The following is a 16,339-nucleotide window of genomic DNA, read 5'->3' as shown; positions in this document are numbered from 1 at the left end:
GGCGGCTGATGGTGGGTTAACGCGAGAAAGGCTCAGGGAGGGTGTCTGCGTGCACCCCCTGAGCCTTTCAGTTATTTAGGCGTTGCGGCGTCGGCGCAGCGCGGCAGCCCCCGCGAGGAGGAGCAGACCCGCGGCTGCGAATAACGCGACGGAACGTTCGGTACCAGTCGTTGCGAGCGAACCGTTGGCGCTGGCCGATTGGTCGGTTGACGGCTGGTCCGTTGGCGACTGGTCTGTTGACGACTGTGGCGCTTGTGCCTCAGGCGTTTCGGTGTTTGGCGCCTCGGGAAGTACAGCGGTATCCGTCACCTGAATGGGCCACTCGTACGAGATCGCGTTGCCGTCGGCATCAATCGCATCGATCGCAACGGTGTAATCACCGGCGGTTGTTGGGGTGCCCGAAAGGGTGCCCGTCGCGGCGTCGAGGTTCAGGCCGTCTACGCCCGCATTTGTCAGCGCAAACGAAACCGCGTTATACCCGGGGGTAACGGTGAAATCGAAGGCGTAGGGGGTGCCAACCGTTGCGTTGAGGGGCGCGGTGTTGGTGTAGTCGGCGCGGACGAGCGGATACGTGATGGTTGCGGAGTACTCGCCAACGCGGGCATCCGTGCTCGCAGCATCGAGCGTGAGCTGCGTAGCCGCGGTATCGATATTGCTCCAGGTAGCTGATGCGGCATCGCCGAGCGCGCCAGCGTTAATTTCTGGGGCGAGCGAATACGGCAGGCTGATGAGCCCGGTAGGCGTTGAACGGGTGTAGCTCGTTGTCCGTGCCGGAACGTAGAGTTCTGGGCCGGCCAGCGTCTGTGACCGAGCGGCGGTGACTGTCACGTTCGCGAGTGGGGTGAGGTCCGCAATGTGGTTGCTCGTCAGGTAGAGCTCTGACAGTCCGGTGAGCCCGGAAAGGGGTGACACATCGACGATTTGGTTGTAGCTCAGCGTCAGGATGCTCAGGTTGCTGAGTCCGGCAAAGGGGCTGAGGTCAACGATGTCGTTACTTGCGATGCGCAGAATCGAGAGATCGTTGAGGGCCGCGAGAGGCGAAACATCTGAGATGTTATTGTCGCCGAGGCGCAGATCTCGAAGTCCGCTCAGCCCGGAAAGCGGCGTGAGGTCTTCAATCTGGTTGACGGATCCAATCATCGTCTCAACGTTGGTCAGGCCAGCGAGCGGAGCCACATCGGCGATGTTGTTGTTGTGAAAGCTCAGCCAGGTGAGGTTGCTGAGGTTGCTCAAGGGAGTCACGTCGTCGATCGCGTTTGAATCGAATGTGAGCGTGGTGAGACCGGTGAGCTGGGCCAATGCCGAGAGGTCGGTCAGATTATTGGAGTCCAGGTACAGGCGGGTGAGTGCCGTGGAATTGGCGAGCGGCGAAATATCGCTGATGGCATTCCTGGTGAATTTGGCGTAGTACATGTTGTGCGCGTATTCGAGGCCGGTCAAATTGGTAATGCCGGAATCCGAGGCCTCAAAATAGCCGAGTGTGTCCATGTCGGCTTCGGTGATCGGGGTGCCGGCCGCGTGCTTCAGCGACGCGTTGATTGCGTCCGCGAGCGCGGCATCCGGGATACTGACAACGTCGGAGGGCGCTGCCTCGGCGGCTGAGGTATCCACCGTGAGCATCGTGGCTGAGATACCGCCCATCGCAACCGTTCCGGCAAGGACCATTGACATAATGCTGAGACTTTGCTTCTTCATGAGTACTTTCTGTTGTGATAATGAGCAACCCAAAGGGATTGCCTCATACAGTTACGACTCATGAAGAAGCCTCGGCTTACGAATACCTATCCGGATAGTGCTGGCAGGTCGAGCTGCCGCTTAAAGTAGGCCCAGGGGAAGCCTTCTTCGCGAATCTGAACCCAGCCGTCTGCCTCCATGCGCTTTCGCGCCGATTGCCCCGGCGTCCACGGCAATCGCTTATGCTCCCACTGCATTGGGGATGCCTCGACCAGGTGGTACAGCGTGCCGTAGTCAACGGAATGCCAGCCGAGTTTCCCTTCGCGTTCGAGGGCGGCCATCTCGTTGAAGGCCGTGAGCGGGCTGAGGATCTTTCTGCCGGGTGCAACGTTTGTCTTGACCGAGGATGACGTTGCGCTGGGGGAGTTGAATCGCTGCTGTGCTCCCTGGCGGCTGATGCCAAGGATGGCGCCGATGGTATCCCAGCTGTGGCCGGCTGAACGGGCGCCCGTGATGGATTCTTGCAGGATGTTCGCCGCTTCGTCGGCCGCGATTTTGCTTGCCGCAACGAGTTTGAGGTAGGCCTCGTCGCTGGCTTCGAGCTCGGCGCGCAGGGTTGATGAGGAATCAAGGACTGCGCGGGCGACCGTATCCCGGATTGAGCTTATTTCGGTCGCGTCGAGCAACTCCGCAGGCGCTTTGTTGCCGGATGCTTGGGTCATGATTCCTTCTTCGAGTTGCCCGCTGAGCTTGCCTGCTTTTTGGCGGCGGCCCAGCCGATCGAGGCGATGACGATTGCCGACATAAAGGGGAGGGCAATGCTGTTGAGCCCGCCGGGGCCTTCTGCGAGGAGGACGGAGACGACGGCGATGATGAATGCTGCGCACACGGTAAAGAAGAGGGTGCGGGCGACGGCCAGGGCTGGGGTTCGGGGGGATGGTGTGTTGTTCATGTTGTCAACTTTATATTGACAAGATCGTCTTGTCAACTTTTCGTTGACATTGAGGTCTGTGTTGTCCGCCGCGTGAGTATTGCCTGAGTATCCAGCCCGTCTGCAAGCACCTGATGATCCTCGAATGCGCTTTTGCCCAGATCGCGTCGAATCGGGCAGCGCGATACCTGAACGGACTGCTCTGAATATTCCGCAGTCGTGCGCGGCATCGCCAGCTGGGATCCGCTTGGCTACCTTGGCATCGACGCGATCCCTCCCATCATGAGAATTGTCTGTGTCGTGTTGCTTGGCGTCTTTGCCTGCCAACTCCTGCTGGTGCGTGTGTACAGCTTCGCCCGACGAGGTCGCGGACGTGACTACGCTCCGGCGGCCAGCCCGTTCAGGATGTCCTCCACCGGGCCGGCCTCCGCTGACGCAAATCCGGTGCCGGCCCAGAGGTGCATGCGCTGCGTGTCTCCCGCGGCAGCCGCTGCCTTACGCAACGGCGAGGTGAGGTGGTGAACGGCAGGATAGCCAAGCGGCGCCTCGTCGCTGTGGGCGATCATAAAGCCGTTGTAGAGCCCGCGAGCCGGTCGGCCGGTGAACGCGCGGGTAATTGCGGTCCCCGCGAACGCCGGGTCCGCGAGGGCCGCGCGGTGGGCGCTCGATGCGCCGCTTTCGTTGGCCCGCAACAGCGCCGTGCCGACGGACACAGCGCTCGCACCGGAGCGAAGGGCGACAGCGACGTCCCCAGCGGAGCTGATGCCGCCGGCCGCAATCAGAGGGATCGTCACAGCCTGGGAAACGGAAGCGACGAGGTCAGCGAGTGGAATAGGCAGGGGGAGTAGATTCGGCGTGAGCGTGCCGGAGTGTCCGCCGGCCTCCCAGGACTGAACAACAAGCGCATCCACCCCTGCCTCGGCGGCCTGCTTCGCCTCGTCAACGCTCGTGATGGTCTGGATTATCCGGCTGCCGGCCCGTTTGAGGGCCGCAATAACCTCGGTCGAGGGGATGCCGAACGTGAAGCTCACAGCGGGGACAGGGTCGCTGAGCAGAACATCAAGTTTGTTCTGCCAGTCGTCATCGTCGTCGAGCGGGCTTGAGGTGCTGAGGTCAAGGCCGAACACATCCGCGTCGGCCTGGAGGCGGCGAGCGTAGCTGGCAAACTCGCCCGCGGAGATCGGAACCGGATTCGGCGCGAACAGGTTGACGCCAAACGCGACGCCAGAGTCACGCACGGCCGCCATTCGCGCGGCGAGCGCATCCGCAGGTGTGTAACCGGACGCAAGGAATCCGAGGCTGCCTGCCTCACCCGCGGAGATGACCAGCTCGGGTGTCGTCGCGCCACCGGCCATAGGAGCCGCAAGAACGGGGTTGGTGATGCCGAGAGAATCGAGCAGCGGGTTCATAGGTTCAGAGTCTACCGACGAGGAGGAAGAACCCACCGGCAATGATGCTGACCCTTCGGATTCACGACTCATTCACCGACCAGACACCTGGCTTGGAGAGCCTAGAGCGGGCCAAACCGGCCTTCAGCCTTTCTCACGGAAAGAAGATTTAATGCCATACGCCAGACGCGGAACTCTGTCTACCGCGCCACGTTTCATTCGAGCACGTGTTGCTGCACCAGTCGCCACCGTTGCGCTTTCCCTCATTGTGTTGCCAGCGTTGATCGCCGCACCCGCAGGAGCTGAGACCACTGCTGCAGCTGCCTCGAGTATCCGGATCAACGAGGTTGTCTCAACCGGAGGCGTTCCAGGGGACTGGGTCGAGCTGACGAACATCGGCCCGGAAACCGTTGATCTCGCCGGCTATGTGCTGAAGGACAGTGAGGATGACCATCAGCTTGTCCTCTCGGCAGGCACGACCCTCTCCGCCGGGCAATTCTTGGCGATCGACACCGAGGCCGCTTTTGGGCTTGGCAAGGACGACGCCGCGCGCCTCTTCGCGCCTGACGGTGTGACGCTCATCGACAGCGTGACCTGGACCGCGCACGCAAGCCTGTTTGGCCGCTGCCCAGATGGGACAGGGGAGTTCGGGCTCACCACTGCGGTGACCAAGGGCGCGGCAAATGCGTGTTCCACATCCACCCCCGGTACCCCAGGCACGACGCCCGACCCAACGCCGGACCCAACGCCGCAGCCAGGCGTTGGCGCGGTGGCCTGGCCCGGCGCGGCCTCCGTTCGAACGGTTGACGAGGCCGGATTCTACGGAGACAATCTCAGCGGCCTCGACATTGTTGGCGCCGGATCACCTCTTGCCTCTGGCGGCGACACGATCTGGGCTGTGAAGAACGGCCCCGGTACCCTGTACCAGTTGCGTGCAGACGGAGACAACTGGAACCCGGTCGCTGCTGATGGATGGGCAGCGGGCAAGACCCTGCACTACCAGGATGGCACGGGCGACGTTGACGCAGAGGGTGTTGTCGCCGTTGGTGCGAGCATCTACGTCTCGAGTGAGCGAAACAACTCGCAGAGTAAGGTCAGCCGGCCCTCGGTGCTGCGCTACGCACCGAGCGCCGCTGGCACATCCCTCGCCGCGGCCCAGGAATGGAACCTCGCGAGCGCGCTTCCCGTTGTTGCGCCAAACTCTGGGCTTGAGGCTATCGAGTGGATTCCCGATGCAGCCCTCGTCTCGGCCGGGTTTATCGACCAGTCGACCGGCACAGCATACGACCCAGCACGCTACGCGGGCCACGGCGACGGGCTCTTCTTTGTTGGGATTGAAGCCAACGGCAACGTGTATGCCTTCGCGCTGAATACCGATGGAACGTTCGCGCTACTTGCCACGATTTCGAGCGGATTCCCCGGCATCATGGACCTCGAATACGAGGCAGAGAGCAACTCGCTCTTTGCCGTCTGTGACGACACCTGTGATGGTCAAATTGCCACGCTTGCCGTTGGTGCCGATGGGGCGTTCAACATCACCGCACTCTACGAGCGACCTGCCAACATGCCAAACGTGAACAACGAAGGGTTTACCCTTGCCACAGAGGCCTCGTGTGTCAACGGGATGAAGTCGGCTTTCTGGTCTGACGACAATGGAACCGACTCCCACTCGCTGCGTGAAGGCCTCATTCGTTGCGTCACGACCGTGACCGAGCCAACGCCGAATCCCGGTGTTGAACCAGTTTCAGAGGCAGACCTGACCGACGCAACGCGAGGAACGGTGACGGTTCCGGCATCCGTTCGACCTGGTGAGGTTATGACGGTTGGGGTTGGAGCCGAGCTGGCAAACACAACCGTTTCGGCCATCCTGTTCTCCACCCCAACCCCGCTAGGAAGCGCGACGGCAAGCGCTGCCGGTGAATTCTCGGTCACGATCCCGCTTGCGACCGTTATCGGCCAGCATCGCCTCGCGGTGACGGACGCAGAGGGCCGCCTGCTTGGCTGGGCGCCGCTCTCCGTTGCAGCAGCTGTTGACTCGGTGCCCGCCGTGCCCGTTGCAACTGTTCCCGTCACGGGAGTCGGTGCTGCCGCAGGAAACGGCGGCCTTGCCGTGACAGGGGCCGAGTCGGAGTTCGCCGCTATCGCAGGAGGGATCGCTGCCTTCTTGCTTGGCGCTACCGTCTTGGCCACGACACGTTTGCGTCGCAGGGCCAGCGCAAGTTAGGCCGCCGCACACATGCGCCGCCGCTCCAAATGTTGGAGCGGCGGCGCATGTTGTCGTATTTGGGCTATTGACCCTCGCTACTCGCCTTCAGCACCTGAGGATACTCATAGGTCCCGTCGAGAATTGACTCGCCGGGCACGTACAGCCGGAACACGAGCCGAAACGCCGCGTCGGGTGCAGGGAGCCAGTTTGCGAGATCGATTGGGTCTATCGGCTGGGCGTGTGAGATCACAATGCGCAGCGATCTGTCGTCCGAATACTTGATACCTGCGGTCCTATCGCCGATTGAGTAGCGGTCAATGGGATTGTCAACCAGGTAGTAGCGGGGGATGTCGTAGAGCGTGATCGACCAGAAGGCGCCAACGGGAGGCTCGGAATCGAACGTCATGCTGTAGGTGTTCGCCCCGACTAGTGGATTCTGTTCGATATCGGTGAACGCTTGGGCGTAGACGGCCTCATACGCGTGATTGCCCCAGAGGCCGAGGCGGCAGGCGATGGCCCGGTCGAGAATGCGTTGCTCCTGGTTCTCGTTTCGCCAGCGTGGCTCATCGATGGTGCCGAGCCCAAGGTTGTAGAGGTTGTAGTCGAAGAGGTGGAGCCCGACGGTCCACCCGTTATAGACGGGAGAATTGCCGTGTTTGGTCGCTTCCTCAAGCTGGGCAATTCCCTCGGCATACCCAGCTCGGCGGGCATCGGTGTCGCTGGTGGCTGACCAGAACGAGGTAAACGAGTCGACGAGTTCTTGTTCTTCCTGTGGGGCTGGGAAGGCCGCAGACCAGGCCTGAGCCTCAGCCCAAAACTGCTGTGCGTCATCGGCCTGCTCCGGCGGGGACGGGATGCCGGCGAGCGCGTTCTCCGGATGAAGCGGCGTGATGGTGGTGGCGTCTTGCACCGCGGTGACCGCGGGGATATCGTCCGGGCCGGTGCACGCGAAGCGCCCAACGATGGACACAACATTGGTGGAGGCCTGGACGATTGGCTCGGCTGCCGTTCCTGTCCACCCCGGCGGGACGATGAGGAACGAGCCCGAGGTATTGCCCGTCGCGCGCGTGCCAATATAGGCAATGTTGTTGGTCCAGGCATCCACAAACTGGAGTACGTAGTAGCGGTCGCCCGTCGCAGGTACCGTCAGGCGGAGCGGGCCGCCCGAGAGATCCAGCTGTGCCATCGAGTACACGGTGTCGTTGTTGATGGTGACGAAGGTGTCCTGCGGGCCGGCAAGGTTGCGGGCGTGCGAGAATGTGTTGAAAGGGGTGGCGGGATTGGAGCCTACGCCGGTTGTGACGTAACGGTTCACCTGCCGCAGGTTTTCAACGAGTGGGTAGTAATAGGTGTAGGCCGCTACGGCTGTCGCGCTGTCTGGCATCTGTTTGGACCTTTCGTTGGATGATGTGATCAGTGCATGGTCGAGGGTTTGCGTCTCAGTCTGAGCGTCATGCCAGCGAGGATGACCAGAAGGCCAACGGTCAGGAACCCAACGCTCTGCTGTCCTCCGGTTGCGGCAAGGCTTCCTGCGCCGCCAGCCGAGGTTGTTTGGGAGGCCTGCGTGTTGGAGCCGGTGCTTGGTGGTTGGTTGGTTGGCGGTGTTGGGGTCTCGGTTGCCCGTTCGTCCTCGATTGCAAACGGCAGCATGTTGTTTGCCGCGCAGTTCACGGTTGCCACCCGGTTCGCAGGGGCGACCGTTGCGCCGTTTGGAGCCGTGACCGTGACGGTGTACTCAGCGGATGCCTGTGGTGGGAACGCGTAGTCGCCGACCGCATCCGTTGTGGTTGTGACTGTTCCGTTTGGGCCGGCGAGCGTCACGGTCAGGTCAGCGCGTAGCTGGCCCGTCACGGAACCGGTTATCGGATAGACGCCGTCTACCGCGAGTGCGACGCCGACTGCAGGCCCATTGGTGACCGCATCAATCGGCGTGGCAGGTGCCGATTCACTGCCAGGAGGCACCACCGACAGTCTGACCGCGTAGTCGCGAAGCGGCAGAACGAAGGGGAAAGCGAACGAGCCGTCCTCGGCCGTTACCGTCGTTGCGACCTGGCTGCCGGAGCCATCCAGCAGGTCAAGGCCAAGGCCTCCTGCTGGAAGGCACGTGGCATCAACCCTCCCGCTCACCGCACTCGCGTCGGCGAACCAGGTTTGGTAGCTCGGCGAGCCGGAAACCCATGCGGAGGTGACCGTCAGCGACAAAATTGGTACAAGCGGTTTGAACCAGGCCGCCGCGCCAGTTGTGTCGCAGAATGCATTAGCGGCAATACAGCGGGGCTCAGCGAGCGTGACGCTTTCGGCCGAAGTTGACACGGTCGGAATTGCATAGGGGGCGTTCTCGGATGCACATGCTGAGGCGCGGGGCGACGCGTCACAGTAATTGAAGGCCGTGACGAGGCCGAGCGAGGCCGAAGGTATAGCGTCGCCGTTGGCGTCGATGGCCGTTACGGTGAGGGCTTCTGCATCGACGTCGCCAAGGGCAAATCCCCAGCTGCCGGCTGGCGCCGGTGTCGCAAAGGTGTAGGTTGTCACGGATGCCGAGCCTGCTGTCTGGCCGCCGGAGTCGAGCGAGAGGTAGCTCTTGTTCTGGCTCGATCCGGCAAACGTGCCGAAGGGTGCGGACCCTGGCACCCACGATGTTGCGCCCGAGGAGACCGTGCCAATGCGCGACGTTGAGGTCAAAGCTGCGGTGGGGAGATCGCCGGGAAGCGCGACGGAGCCAGTGCGCGCACCGGGGTCGCCGCTCACCGTCAGCGTTGCGTATCCGTCAGAGGGTGCGGCATGCGCGGCCGTGCCGCCCTGGCCAAAGCCGATGCCCACAACGCAGAAGGCCGCAACGGCCACCGCAACGATGCGGGTGCTGAAGCTACGAGAATCATGTGTGTCGCAGATGACCGCCATACTGGACATGCTAAACGCCCGACGGCTTCAGGCATAGCGTTTGGAAACAACTGTGTCTGAACGTAACGAGTTGGCCTCAGCTCGTTGGTTTGGTTGCTTCGATCAAGAACCGAGTCGAGTGAGCGATAAACGGGCCTTCGTTGCTGATCTGCTCGTGCAACTCACGAAGCCGTGGCAGATAGGCGTCGACCGTAAAACCGGGCACCATCCAGATCACCTTCCGCAGGAAGTAGATGACCGCTCCAATGTCGTGAAACTCCAAGCGGAGGCGCTCAAACCGCACGTCAACGATGCTGAGTCCTGCCGCCGTTGCCGCGGCAACATCGGCATCGGGATGCCTCGCGTTTCGGATGTGCTCTGGCTGTTCGCCGAGGAAATACTCGACAAGCTCAAAGACGCTTGAGTGACCGACGTGTTGCGCAAGATAGGTTCCGCCCTGACGAAGCACTCTTGCGATTTCGTCCCACCACACCGTCACGGGGTGGCGGCTGGACACGAAGTCGAAGGCCTCGCTCGCAAACGGCAGCGGAGGTTGGTCCGCATCGGCCACAACGGCAACGCCGAGCGGATGCAAGAGCGCGGTCGCCTTGGCAACGTTTGGTGGCCAGGACTCGGTGGCCACCATGAGCCTCGGTAACTGACTGAGGCCAGCAAGGACCTCGCCGCCGCCCGTCTGGATATCAAGGGCAGCGGATGCCGTCGCCAATCGGCGGCCGAGGGTCTCCGCATACCCCCACGAGGGGCGTTGCTCAGTGGCCCGCCCGTCGAGCCAGGAAAAATCCCAACCGTCGACGGAGGCCGACTGCGCCTCGGCGACAAGCTCTTCAAAGGATGCGGTCATGAAATCATTGTGCCAGTCCGCCGCGCGTTCCGTAGACTTGGGGTATGTCGCAATTGCTGGTGAGGCCGTGTTTTGGCCAAGACGAGTGGCCAACCATCGTGAAGATTTGGCGCAGTTCGGTTGAGGCAACGCACACGTTCCTCACGGTCGAAGATATTAACCGGTACGAGTTACGCATGGTGACGCACTACCTGCCAGCGGTCGAACTAGATATTGCCACAATCGATGGCCACGCCGTTGGGTTTCTTGGTTGGGTTGACGACTCTATTGAAATGCTGTTTGTTGATGCCGGTGCAATGCGAAGGGGAGTTGGCACCGCGCTCCTGCATGCCGCGCAGCTGCGTTCGCCGCAGCTTGTGCTTGACGTCAATGAGCAAAACCCAGCGGCGCTCAGCTTCTACGAGCACAGCGGGTTTTTGCGAGTCGGCCGGTCAGAAACTGACGGCGACGGACGTCCGTTTCCGATTATCCACCTTCGATACGGCCGCTAGGCCGGGGCCGAACACACTGGCGTACGCGAGACAGTGATGCGGTATCGGAGCGGCCGAACCTGGCCGGTCACTGCGGCGAAGGTTCAGGGTAATCGGTTAGCGTTAATGGTGTGAATGTGTGCGAATGGGACGCGACCGACCGTGCCGGTATCGGTAGCCGAGTGGAACCGCGTCTTCGAGCCGAGACGCGCCTCCGCGAGGCGCCTGCAGCGGACTGCACCACCTTTGTGGCTGCCGCAGCCAAACGCGCCAGCGGGTTCGTTACGGCTTTCAAACTCGTCTCGCCGACGTCAAACAGGGACGGTTGACCCATGCCCAACCTCAAATTTCACTCCCGCGCGTGGCAGCATGGCTACTGGGTTGGACGCGGTGAACTGAATCCCAGTGACGCGGATCGCTCTGACGATGATGTAAGTTTTGACGACGGCGTCCAGACGGGACAAGCAGAGTACGGCATCCTGTTCGAGGAGGGCGAGGCCACGATGACATACGTGCCCGCGCTGCAGAGCATTGACGACCTTGAAGCTGGCCACGTCATACGGGTTGCGCAGGAGCTGCATCGCGCGGGGTCGCTGTATAGAAACCAGACGAAGCCGGCGTGGTCGTCACTCATCAACGTCTCGATGCACTCACGCAACTACCGGGTGTTCGTGGGGGTTTCCGTTGCGATTGGGATAGTTTCCCTTGTCTTGCTTGTGGTCCCGCTGCTGTTGGGTGTTGTGTCGGTGCTTGGCATCGTTGTCGCGCTGTTTTTCCTTGGGGTACTGGCGCTTGTCTGGGGTACCCTGTTGGTTAAATCGCGGCAGGGCGAGAAGGACTACCTGACCCAGCCAGCCCCGCGCTGGTGGATCACTGATGCACACGTCATCGCATCATCCAACGGGCAGACGATTAAGATCCCACTTGCCGAGATCACCGAGACAGCTGCACGCGGCGACTTTATTCTTGCCAGGCATCCAAGCCACCGGATGATCGTCATCCCAATGGTCGGGATGCTTCGGTCCGATACCGGTGCGCCTGCGGTTCGAGATGAGGTCTTAGTCGCCGTCAGCACGCACGCCAACACCGTTCCCGCGCCCGTCTTCCTCCGCGCCAAAGCGCCGATGGTTGAGCGTCGCCCTGCTGCTGATGTTGCCGGGGGAACCGAGCAACAGGAGCGCGCGGCGTTTGACGCGAAGTATGCGTCAGAGAGCAGTGAGATCGTAGTACTCACGAGCGGAATTGTTGGTGGAGCGGCTCACATACGCGGGGGTAGCCTCTGGGCCTCGTCTACGAATCTCCTCGCCTATGTCGACGAAGACGGCTCGGTCAGCGAGAAGGGGCGGCTCTCGTGGCTCTCCACAGATGGGCAGCGGACGTCAAGCACCTACGATCTCAAACCGTTCAGTCAATATGTGGTGCGAGCTCGTCGCTTCGTCCCCGGCCAAACGGAACAGCTACGGCGAGGGGCAGCCGAGCCAAACGCGGTGCACCAATTTGCGCTCGACCAAGTGATTGAACGAGACGTTCATGTTCGGGACCTCGACGAGCGGTTGGCGCGCTGGACGCAGCCTGTCCGTATCGCGACAGATATGGGCGAGTTCGAGCTTGATCGAAACTTCGGATGGTTTTCCGGTCACATTCAGTGGTGCGGGCGGGACGTATCGGTGTCGCTCTCGGTCGATGACGGGTCCATCGAGGGAGCTGAGACCTGTGCGGTGGCCCTCTCCAGCTTGGTCGGGCTTGTTGCAGCAATGCCGAATGTTGATTCCCGCTGGCGCGCATTTGCTGCTGCGGAACTGGCCGACGGTGCCGAAGACTGGCGACAGGACGACGAGGAATCGTTGGCATCGGCACCGATTACCGTCGAAGCGTTCGCCGAGCGGATCGGACTTAGCGAGCTCAGTATCGACGAGGACGGCTCAGTAAATCCGTACTACGACGACGGCAATATGTTTGGCGGCCACGTGATCCTGCTCTCCGTCGAGCCTGACGGAACAATTACCGACGCCTCAATCGCTGGGTAGCGCGAAGCGGCCTTGACCTGCCTGTTGGGCTTCTCCTCGACGGCCGCTCTCAAGTCAGTCCTCGGCAGGCCTGGAATCTTCGGCGAGCTGCGCGCGAATGGCGCGGCTGACCGCTGCCGCTGCGTCGATGCCAACGAGTTCGAGTGAGTTTCGGCTGTGCAGTACGGCGATGCCGTGGAGGTTGAGCCACAGGTCAACTGCCGCTGCCGGATGCGCGTTGGGGTATGCCTCGTTGGCAAACGTGTGGAGGCGACCAAGTAGCGGAAGGCTGTTCTCGCGCAGGGACTCACCTGAGTGTTCGAGTAAATCGTGTCGAAACATGAGGTCAAACAGGTTTGGCTGTTCGCGGGCAAAATCGATGTAAGCGCTCGCGACCGCTTGGAGGGCCTCTGCGGCTGGTCGCTCGATGCTGGCGACGGCATCCACTCGCTCGTTGAGCCTAGCGAAGCCGTTTGCGGCAACGGTTGAGAGCAGCGCCGCGTTACTAGGGAAGTAGCGGCGGGGCGCGCCGTGGGATACCCCTGCGCGTTTGGCGACCTCTCTGCCGGTGAAGCCTGCGAGGCCTGCTTCTTCGAAGAGTGCAATGGCTTCTGCGATGAGGCGCGAGCGGGTTTCGGCTGCGGTGCCGCGTTGGTGTGCGCTCGTGCCGTTTGGGGAATGGGCCATGGCATACAGTCTACCGAGAGTAGACACTGTCTATCGAGTGAATGTCCTACGGAGTCAACAATGATTTTTGCCCTGATGTCAGCCATTTCGCACGCCGCCTGGAATACCGTGGCCAAACGCGGAGCCGGTGCCGGCCTTCCACTGCTCTGGGTCAGCAACCTGATCGCCATTGGCGCGCTGTTACCCATCGCTGTGACCGTGCTCGCGCTGCATGACGCCGAACCACACTGGGACTGGCTCTTGGCCGGGGCGGTTGGCGCGCTCCTACACACCGCATACTCGGTTCTGCTGCAGCGCGGATACTCGGTCGCCGACGCCGCGTTTGTGTATCCGGTCTCCCGCGGCATCGCCCCCGTCCTTGTTGCATTTGCCGGGCTTGCGCTCTGGCAGCAACCGCTCAGCCTGACAGGATGGGCCGGCATCGCTTGTGTATCCTTGGCCGCGGTTGGGCTCGTTGGCGGTGGGCTTCGCGCCGCGGAGGTGTTGGCGAGGCAGGTCGCAGTGACCCTCGCCCTCGGGGGCGCGATTGCCGCCTACACCCTCTGGGATGCCTGGGTCGTTGTCACGCTCGGCGTTGACCCTCTTGCCTACTACGTGGTGCTCGGCGCCCTGCAAACCGCGGTACTCAGCGTTCTTGTGCGGCGCCGCATGCGAGAGGGCCTTCGCTCGGCTCGTGCGCACCCAGTGATTACCGTGTCGCTCGCCGTTTTGGTGCCTGCGTCTTACCTGTTTGCCCTAGTCGCCCTCGGCACAACGCCGGTTGCCGTGGTCGCCGCCATACGGAGCAGCAGCATTGTTCTGGCGAGTGCCGCCGCGGTCGTGTTCCTTGGGGAACGCCTGACCGTCACGCGTTGTGCGAGCGGCGTACTTGCGGCCGTTGGTGTTGCGATGCTGGCTATTGGGTCGCGGCCCTAGGGTTGGCGGCTGTCGAGCGCTAGCTGAGGACCTGCGGAGGGGGAACGACGGCCGTAGACATCCGGCCTCATGTGATCGGAGACCGCCCGACTAGGAGCGCCAGTCGAGTGTGGCGTCCAAATGGCCGGGCGAACTCAGCCGTGCGTGGCTCAGGGCGACGGTCGTGTGGCCAATGGCTGCGGCGGTGACAGAAAGCGAGGCGAGCGGATGCCCGTGCACGCTCTCGGCGCGAAGCAGCGCATCCTCGTGGTTGCTCGGCAGCGCCGCGCTGTCACGGAGGACCGACAGCCAGTCGTTCCAGCTCGCGCCGGTTATCCCGTCAGCGATGGAACCCGTCGGGCGTTCGGCAGACGTGAACGCATCGAGCCAGCGGGCCACGCGCGGAACGGAGCGGTTGTTTGGCCCTTCGTGCGTAATCATGTGGACGCCAGGCGGAAGCGGCACCGTGCCAGCGTCTGTGCCGTTCCACCAGGCGTATTCGGCCGTGGCTCCCGAGACGTTGAGGAGGTTGAACGTGCGGGTCGGGAACGTGCCTTCATAGGTGAGGCCGTTCGTCACTGCGGCAAGGGGGATGGTGCCACGCGACACAAAACCGCCCGCCGGCTCAGCTGGCTGTTCTGCCCGATTGAGTACAACAGCAAGGCGCTGCTCATCGTCGCGAACCGCGAGCCAGGCCCCTCCAGCCTCCTGATCGTGGATGCCGCGCACATGCGTCCCAAGGTCAGGCCACCATGCCCCCGGCGGATCCCATGGCCGGCTGGGGGACTCATCGCGGAGGCCGAGCAGCACAACCGGCCACTCGGCATCAGGATCGATACTGACAACGACGGTGCACACGGGAAGCTCCTTGTGAGGGGGAAAGTGCGGCAGAAAACGGTTCGAGCGATGCCGGTGTGCATCGCGAACAGTCCAAGTATGGCATCGTGGACGTGTACAGAAACGCATTAGCTGCTGCAAGCGGTGGGAAAGGTCACTCGAATGCCGAAATCGCTCAAGATCGTCGTTGGGATCACCGGGGGCATTGCCGCGTATAAGGCGGTCGGCGTCGTGCGCGGCCTCGTGAAGGCAGGGCACGATGTGCACGTCATTCCCACCGAAAGCGCGCTTCGTTTTGTTGGGGCTCCAACGCTTGAAGCGATGAGCCGGAACCCCATCAGCACGTCGATTTTTGACGATGTTGCCGAGGTCCGTCACGTTGCCCTTGGGCAGCAGGCCGACCTCATCATTGTTGCGCCCGCAACGGCAAACACCATCGCGAAGCTCGCGGCGGGTATCGCCGACGACCTACTTGGCACCACGATTCTTGCGTCGCACGCGCCGATCGTGCTCGCCCCAGCGATGCACACCGAAATGTGGGAGAACGCGGCAACCGTCGCCAACGTTTCGACGCTGCGTGGGCGCGGTATCCATCTCATCGGCCCAGCTGTTGGGCAACTCACTGGCACCGACGTTGGCGCCGGCCGGATGAGCGAACCTGGCGATATCGTCGAGGGCGCCCTCGCCATCGTTGCCGGCCGCAACGCCAACAACAGCGAACAGTTCGCGGGCCTCCATCTGCTGATCTCGGCCGGTGGCACGCGCGAGCCCCTCGACCCGGTTCGTTTTCTCGGCAACCGATCAAGCGGCAAACAGGGCTTGGCTCTTGCCCAGGTTGCGGCTGCGCGTGGTGCGCGGATCACCTTTGTCGCCGCGCACGTTGACCAGACGGTCGAGACGATGGCAGGCCGGTTGCCAAACACGGAGGTTGTTCCGGTCGGAACCGCTGCAGAGCTGAACGACGTCATGCGGTCGCGTGCCGACACCGCCGACGTCATCGTCATGGCGGCGGCGGTTGCCGACTACCGTCCCGCGGATATTGCCGAGCTCAAGATCAAGAAAGAGGATGCCGGCGACGAACTGACGCTTCAGCTGGTCAAGAACCCAGACATCCTTGCAGGCCTCGCCTCAACCAAACGACCGGGTCAGACGGTTGTTGGGTTTGCCGCAGAAACGGCGACTGACCGAGCGAACCTGCTCGAGCTTGGTCGGGCCAAGGCAAAACGCAAGGGGGCAGACCTTCTGGTGCTTAACCGTGTCGGCTGGAGCGAGGGCTTTGGCACCGACAGTAACACCGTTGTTGTTGTTAACGCCGCCGGTGATATCGCGGACGAGGCCACTGGCTCGAAGCGCGACGTCGCTGAAGCCGTACTTGACGCGGTTCTTGCGGCTAGGGCCTAACCTCGTCGCGTGAGATTGGTCACCGATCCACTCAACGGCGTGGTTATGGGTGGATGTGTGACAATTCTCTGCCCCTTACCCGAGGATCGCGCGAGGCCGGCTG

Annotated in this window: 14 protein-coding genes; 5 read left to right on the top strand and 9 right to left on the bottom strand. The window is 62.4% G+C overall.

Annotation, left to right across the window (positions count from 1 at the left end; all coding sequences use genetic code 11):
* Nucleotides 1-75 precede the first annotated feature (75 nt).
* The 4 genes from FHX76_RS03975 to FHX76_RS03960 form a co-directional block, all read right to left on the bottom strand.
* A complete protein-coding gene (locus FHX76_RS03975) occupies nucleotides 76-1,695 on the bottom strand; it encodes a leucine-rich repeat domain-containing protein (protein ID WP_167148131.1) in 1,620 nt (539 codons plus the stop codon).
* 86 nt (nucleotides 1,696-1,781) lie between these two features.
* Nucleotides 1,782-2,396, bottom strand: coding sequence for a hypothetical protein (locus FHX76_RS03970; RefSeq protein WP_167148129.1), 615 nt, complete (start codon nucleotides 2,394-2,396; stop codon nucleotides 1,782-1,784).
* Entirely contained in the window at nucleotides 2,393-2,626 is a 234-nt protein-coding gene (locus tag FHX76_RS03965) for a hypothetical protein (protein WP_167148127.1), read from the bottom strand. The genes FHX76_RS03970 and FHX76_RS03965 overlap by 4 nt, the downstream gene beginning before the upstream one ends.
* Before the next feature lie 356 nt (nucleotides 2,627-2,982).
* Entirely contained in the window at nucleotides 2,983-4,014 is a 1,032-nt protein-coding gene (locus FHX76_RS03960; protein ID WP_167148125.1) for a nitronate monooxygenase, read from the bottom strand.
* 151 nt (nucleotides 4,015-4,165) lie between these two features.
* Here FHX76_RS03960 and FHX76_RS03955 point away from each other — a divergent pair, with 151 nt between their 5' ends.
* A complete protein-coding gene (locus FHX76_RS03955; protein WP_167148123.1) occupies nucleotides 4,166-6,217 on the top strand; it encodes a lamin tail domain-containing protein in 2,052 nt (683 codons plus the stop codon).
* Between the two features lie 64 nt (nucleotides 6,218-6,281).
* On the opposite strand, the gene FHX76_RS03950 is transcribed toward FHX76_RS03955, so the two are convergent.
* The 3 genes from FHX76_RS03950 to FHX76_RS03940 form a co-directional block, all read right to left on the bottom strand.
* Complete coding sequence (locus FHX76_RS03950; RefSeq protein ID WP_167148121.1) at nucleotides 6,282-7,583, bottom strand: DUF1254 domain-containing protein; 1,302 nt, start codon at nucleotides 7,581-7,583, stop codon at nucleotides 6,282-6,284.
* A gap of 29 nt (nucleotides 7,584-7,612) precedes the next feature.
* Entirely contained in the window at nucleotides 7,613-9,100 is a 1,488-nt protein-coding gene (locus FHX76_RS03945) for an LPXTG cell wall anchor domain-containing protein (RefSeq protein WP_167148119.1), read from the bottom strand.
* A 76-nt stretch (nucleotides 9,101-9,176) separates the two neighbouring features.
* On the bottom strand, nucleotides 9,177-9,941 hold the full coding sequence (locus FHX76_RS03940) for a class I SAM-dependent methyltransferase (RefSeq protein WP_167148117.1): 765 nt from the start codon (nucleotides 9,939-9,941) through the stop codon (nucleotides 9,177-9,179).
* 44 nt (nucleotides 9,942-9,985) lie between these two features.
* On the opposite strand from FHX76_RS03940, the gene FHX76_RS03935 reads away from it, so the two are divergent.
* Together FHX76_RS03935 and FHX76_RS03930 are read left to right on the top strand one after the other, a co-directional pair.
* The gene (locus tag FHX76_RS03935) at nucleotides 9,986-10,432 is read left to right on the top strand and encodes a GNAT family N-acetyltransferase (protein ID WP_167148115.1); all 447 of its coding nucleotides are present in this window, start codon (nucleotides 9,986-9,988) and stop codon (nucleotides 10,430-10,432) included.
* 311 nt (nucleotides 10,433-10,743) lie between these two features.
* Nucleotides 10,744-12,438: a DUF2262 domain-containing protein gene (locus tag FHX76_RS03930; protein ID WP_167148113.1), complete on the top strand. Its 1,695-nt coding sequence runs from the start codon at nucleotides 10,744-10,746 to the stop codon at nucleotides 12,436-12,438.
* A gap of 54 nt (nucleotides 12,439-12,492) precedes the next feature.
* Here the strand turns inward: FHX76_RS03930 and FHX76_RS03925 are convergent, their stop codons facing one another.
* Nucleotides 12,493-13,104 carry a TetR/AcrR family transcriptional regulator gene (locus tag FHX76_RS03925; RefSeq protein ID WP_167148112.1) on the bottom strand — a complete coding sequence of 204 codons (612 nt, stop codon included), beginning with the start codon at nucleotides 13,102-13,104 and terminating at the stop codon, nucleotides 12,493-12,495.
* Nucleotides 13,105-13,164: 60 nt separating this feature from the next.
* Between FHX76_RS03925 and FHX76_RS03920 the strand changes: the two genes are divergently transcribed.
* Nucleotides 13,165-14,019, top strand: a complete 855-nt coding sequence (locus FHX76_RS03920) for a DMT family transporter (RefSeq protein ID WP_167148110.1) — start codon at nucleotides 13,165-13,167, stop codon at nucleotides 14,017-14,019.
* Between the two features lie 90 nt (nucleotides 14,020-14,109).
* Here the strand turns inward: FHX76_RS03920 and FHX76_RS03915 are convergent, their stop codons facing one another.
* Complete coding sequence (locus FHX76_RS03915) at nucleotides 14,110-14,856, bottom strand: NRDE family protein (protein WP_167148108.1); 747 nt, start codon at nucleotides 14,854-14,856, stop codon at nucleotides 14,110-14,112.
* Nucleotides 14,857-14,997: 141 nt separating this feature from the next.
* Here FHX76_RS03915 and coaBC point away from each other — a divergent pair, with 141 nt between their 5' ends.
* A complete protein-coding gene (coaBC, locus tag FHX76_RS03910; RefSeq protein ID WP_167148106.1) occupies nucleotides 14,998-16,236 on the top strand; it encodes a bifunctional phosphopantothenoylcysteine decarboxylase/phosphopantothenate--cysteine ligase CoaBC in 1,239 nt (412 codons plus the stop codon).
* Nucleotides 16,237-16,339 lie beyond the last annotated feature (103 nt).

Origin of the sequence: Lysinibacter cavernae (assembly GCF_011758565.1) — a bacterium.
GTDB lineage: Bacteria > Actinomycetota > Actinomycetes > Actinomycetales > Microbacteriaceae > Lysinibacter > Lysinibacter cavernae.
This window is presented reverse-complemented; position numbering and strand designations above follow the sequence as displayed.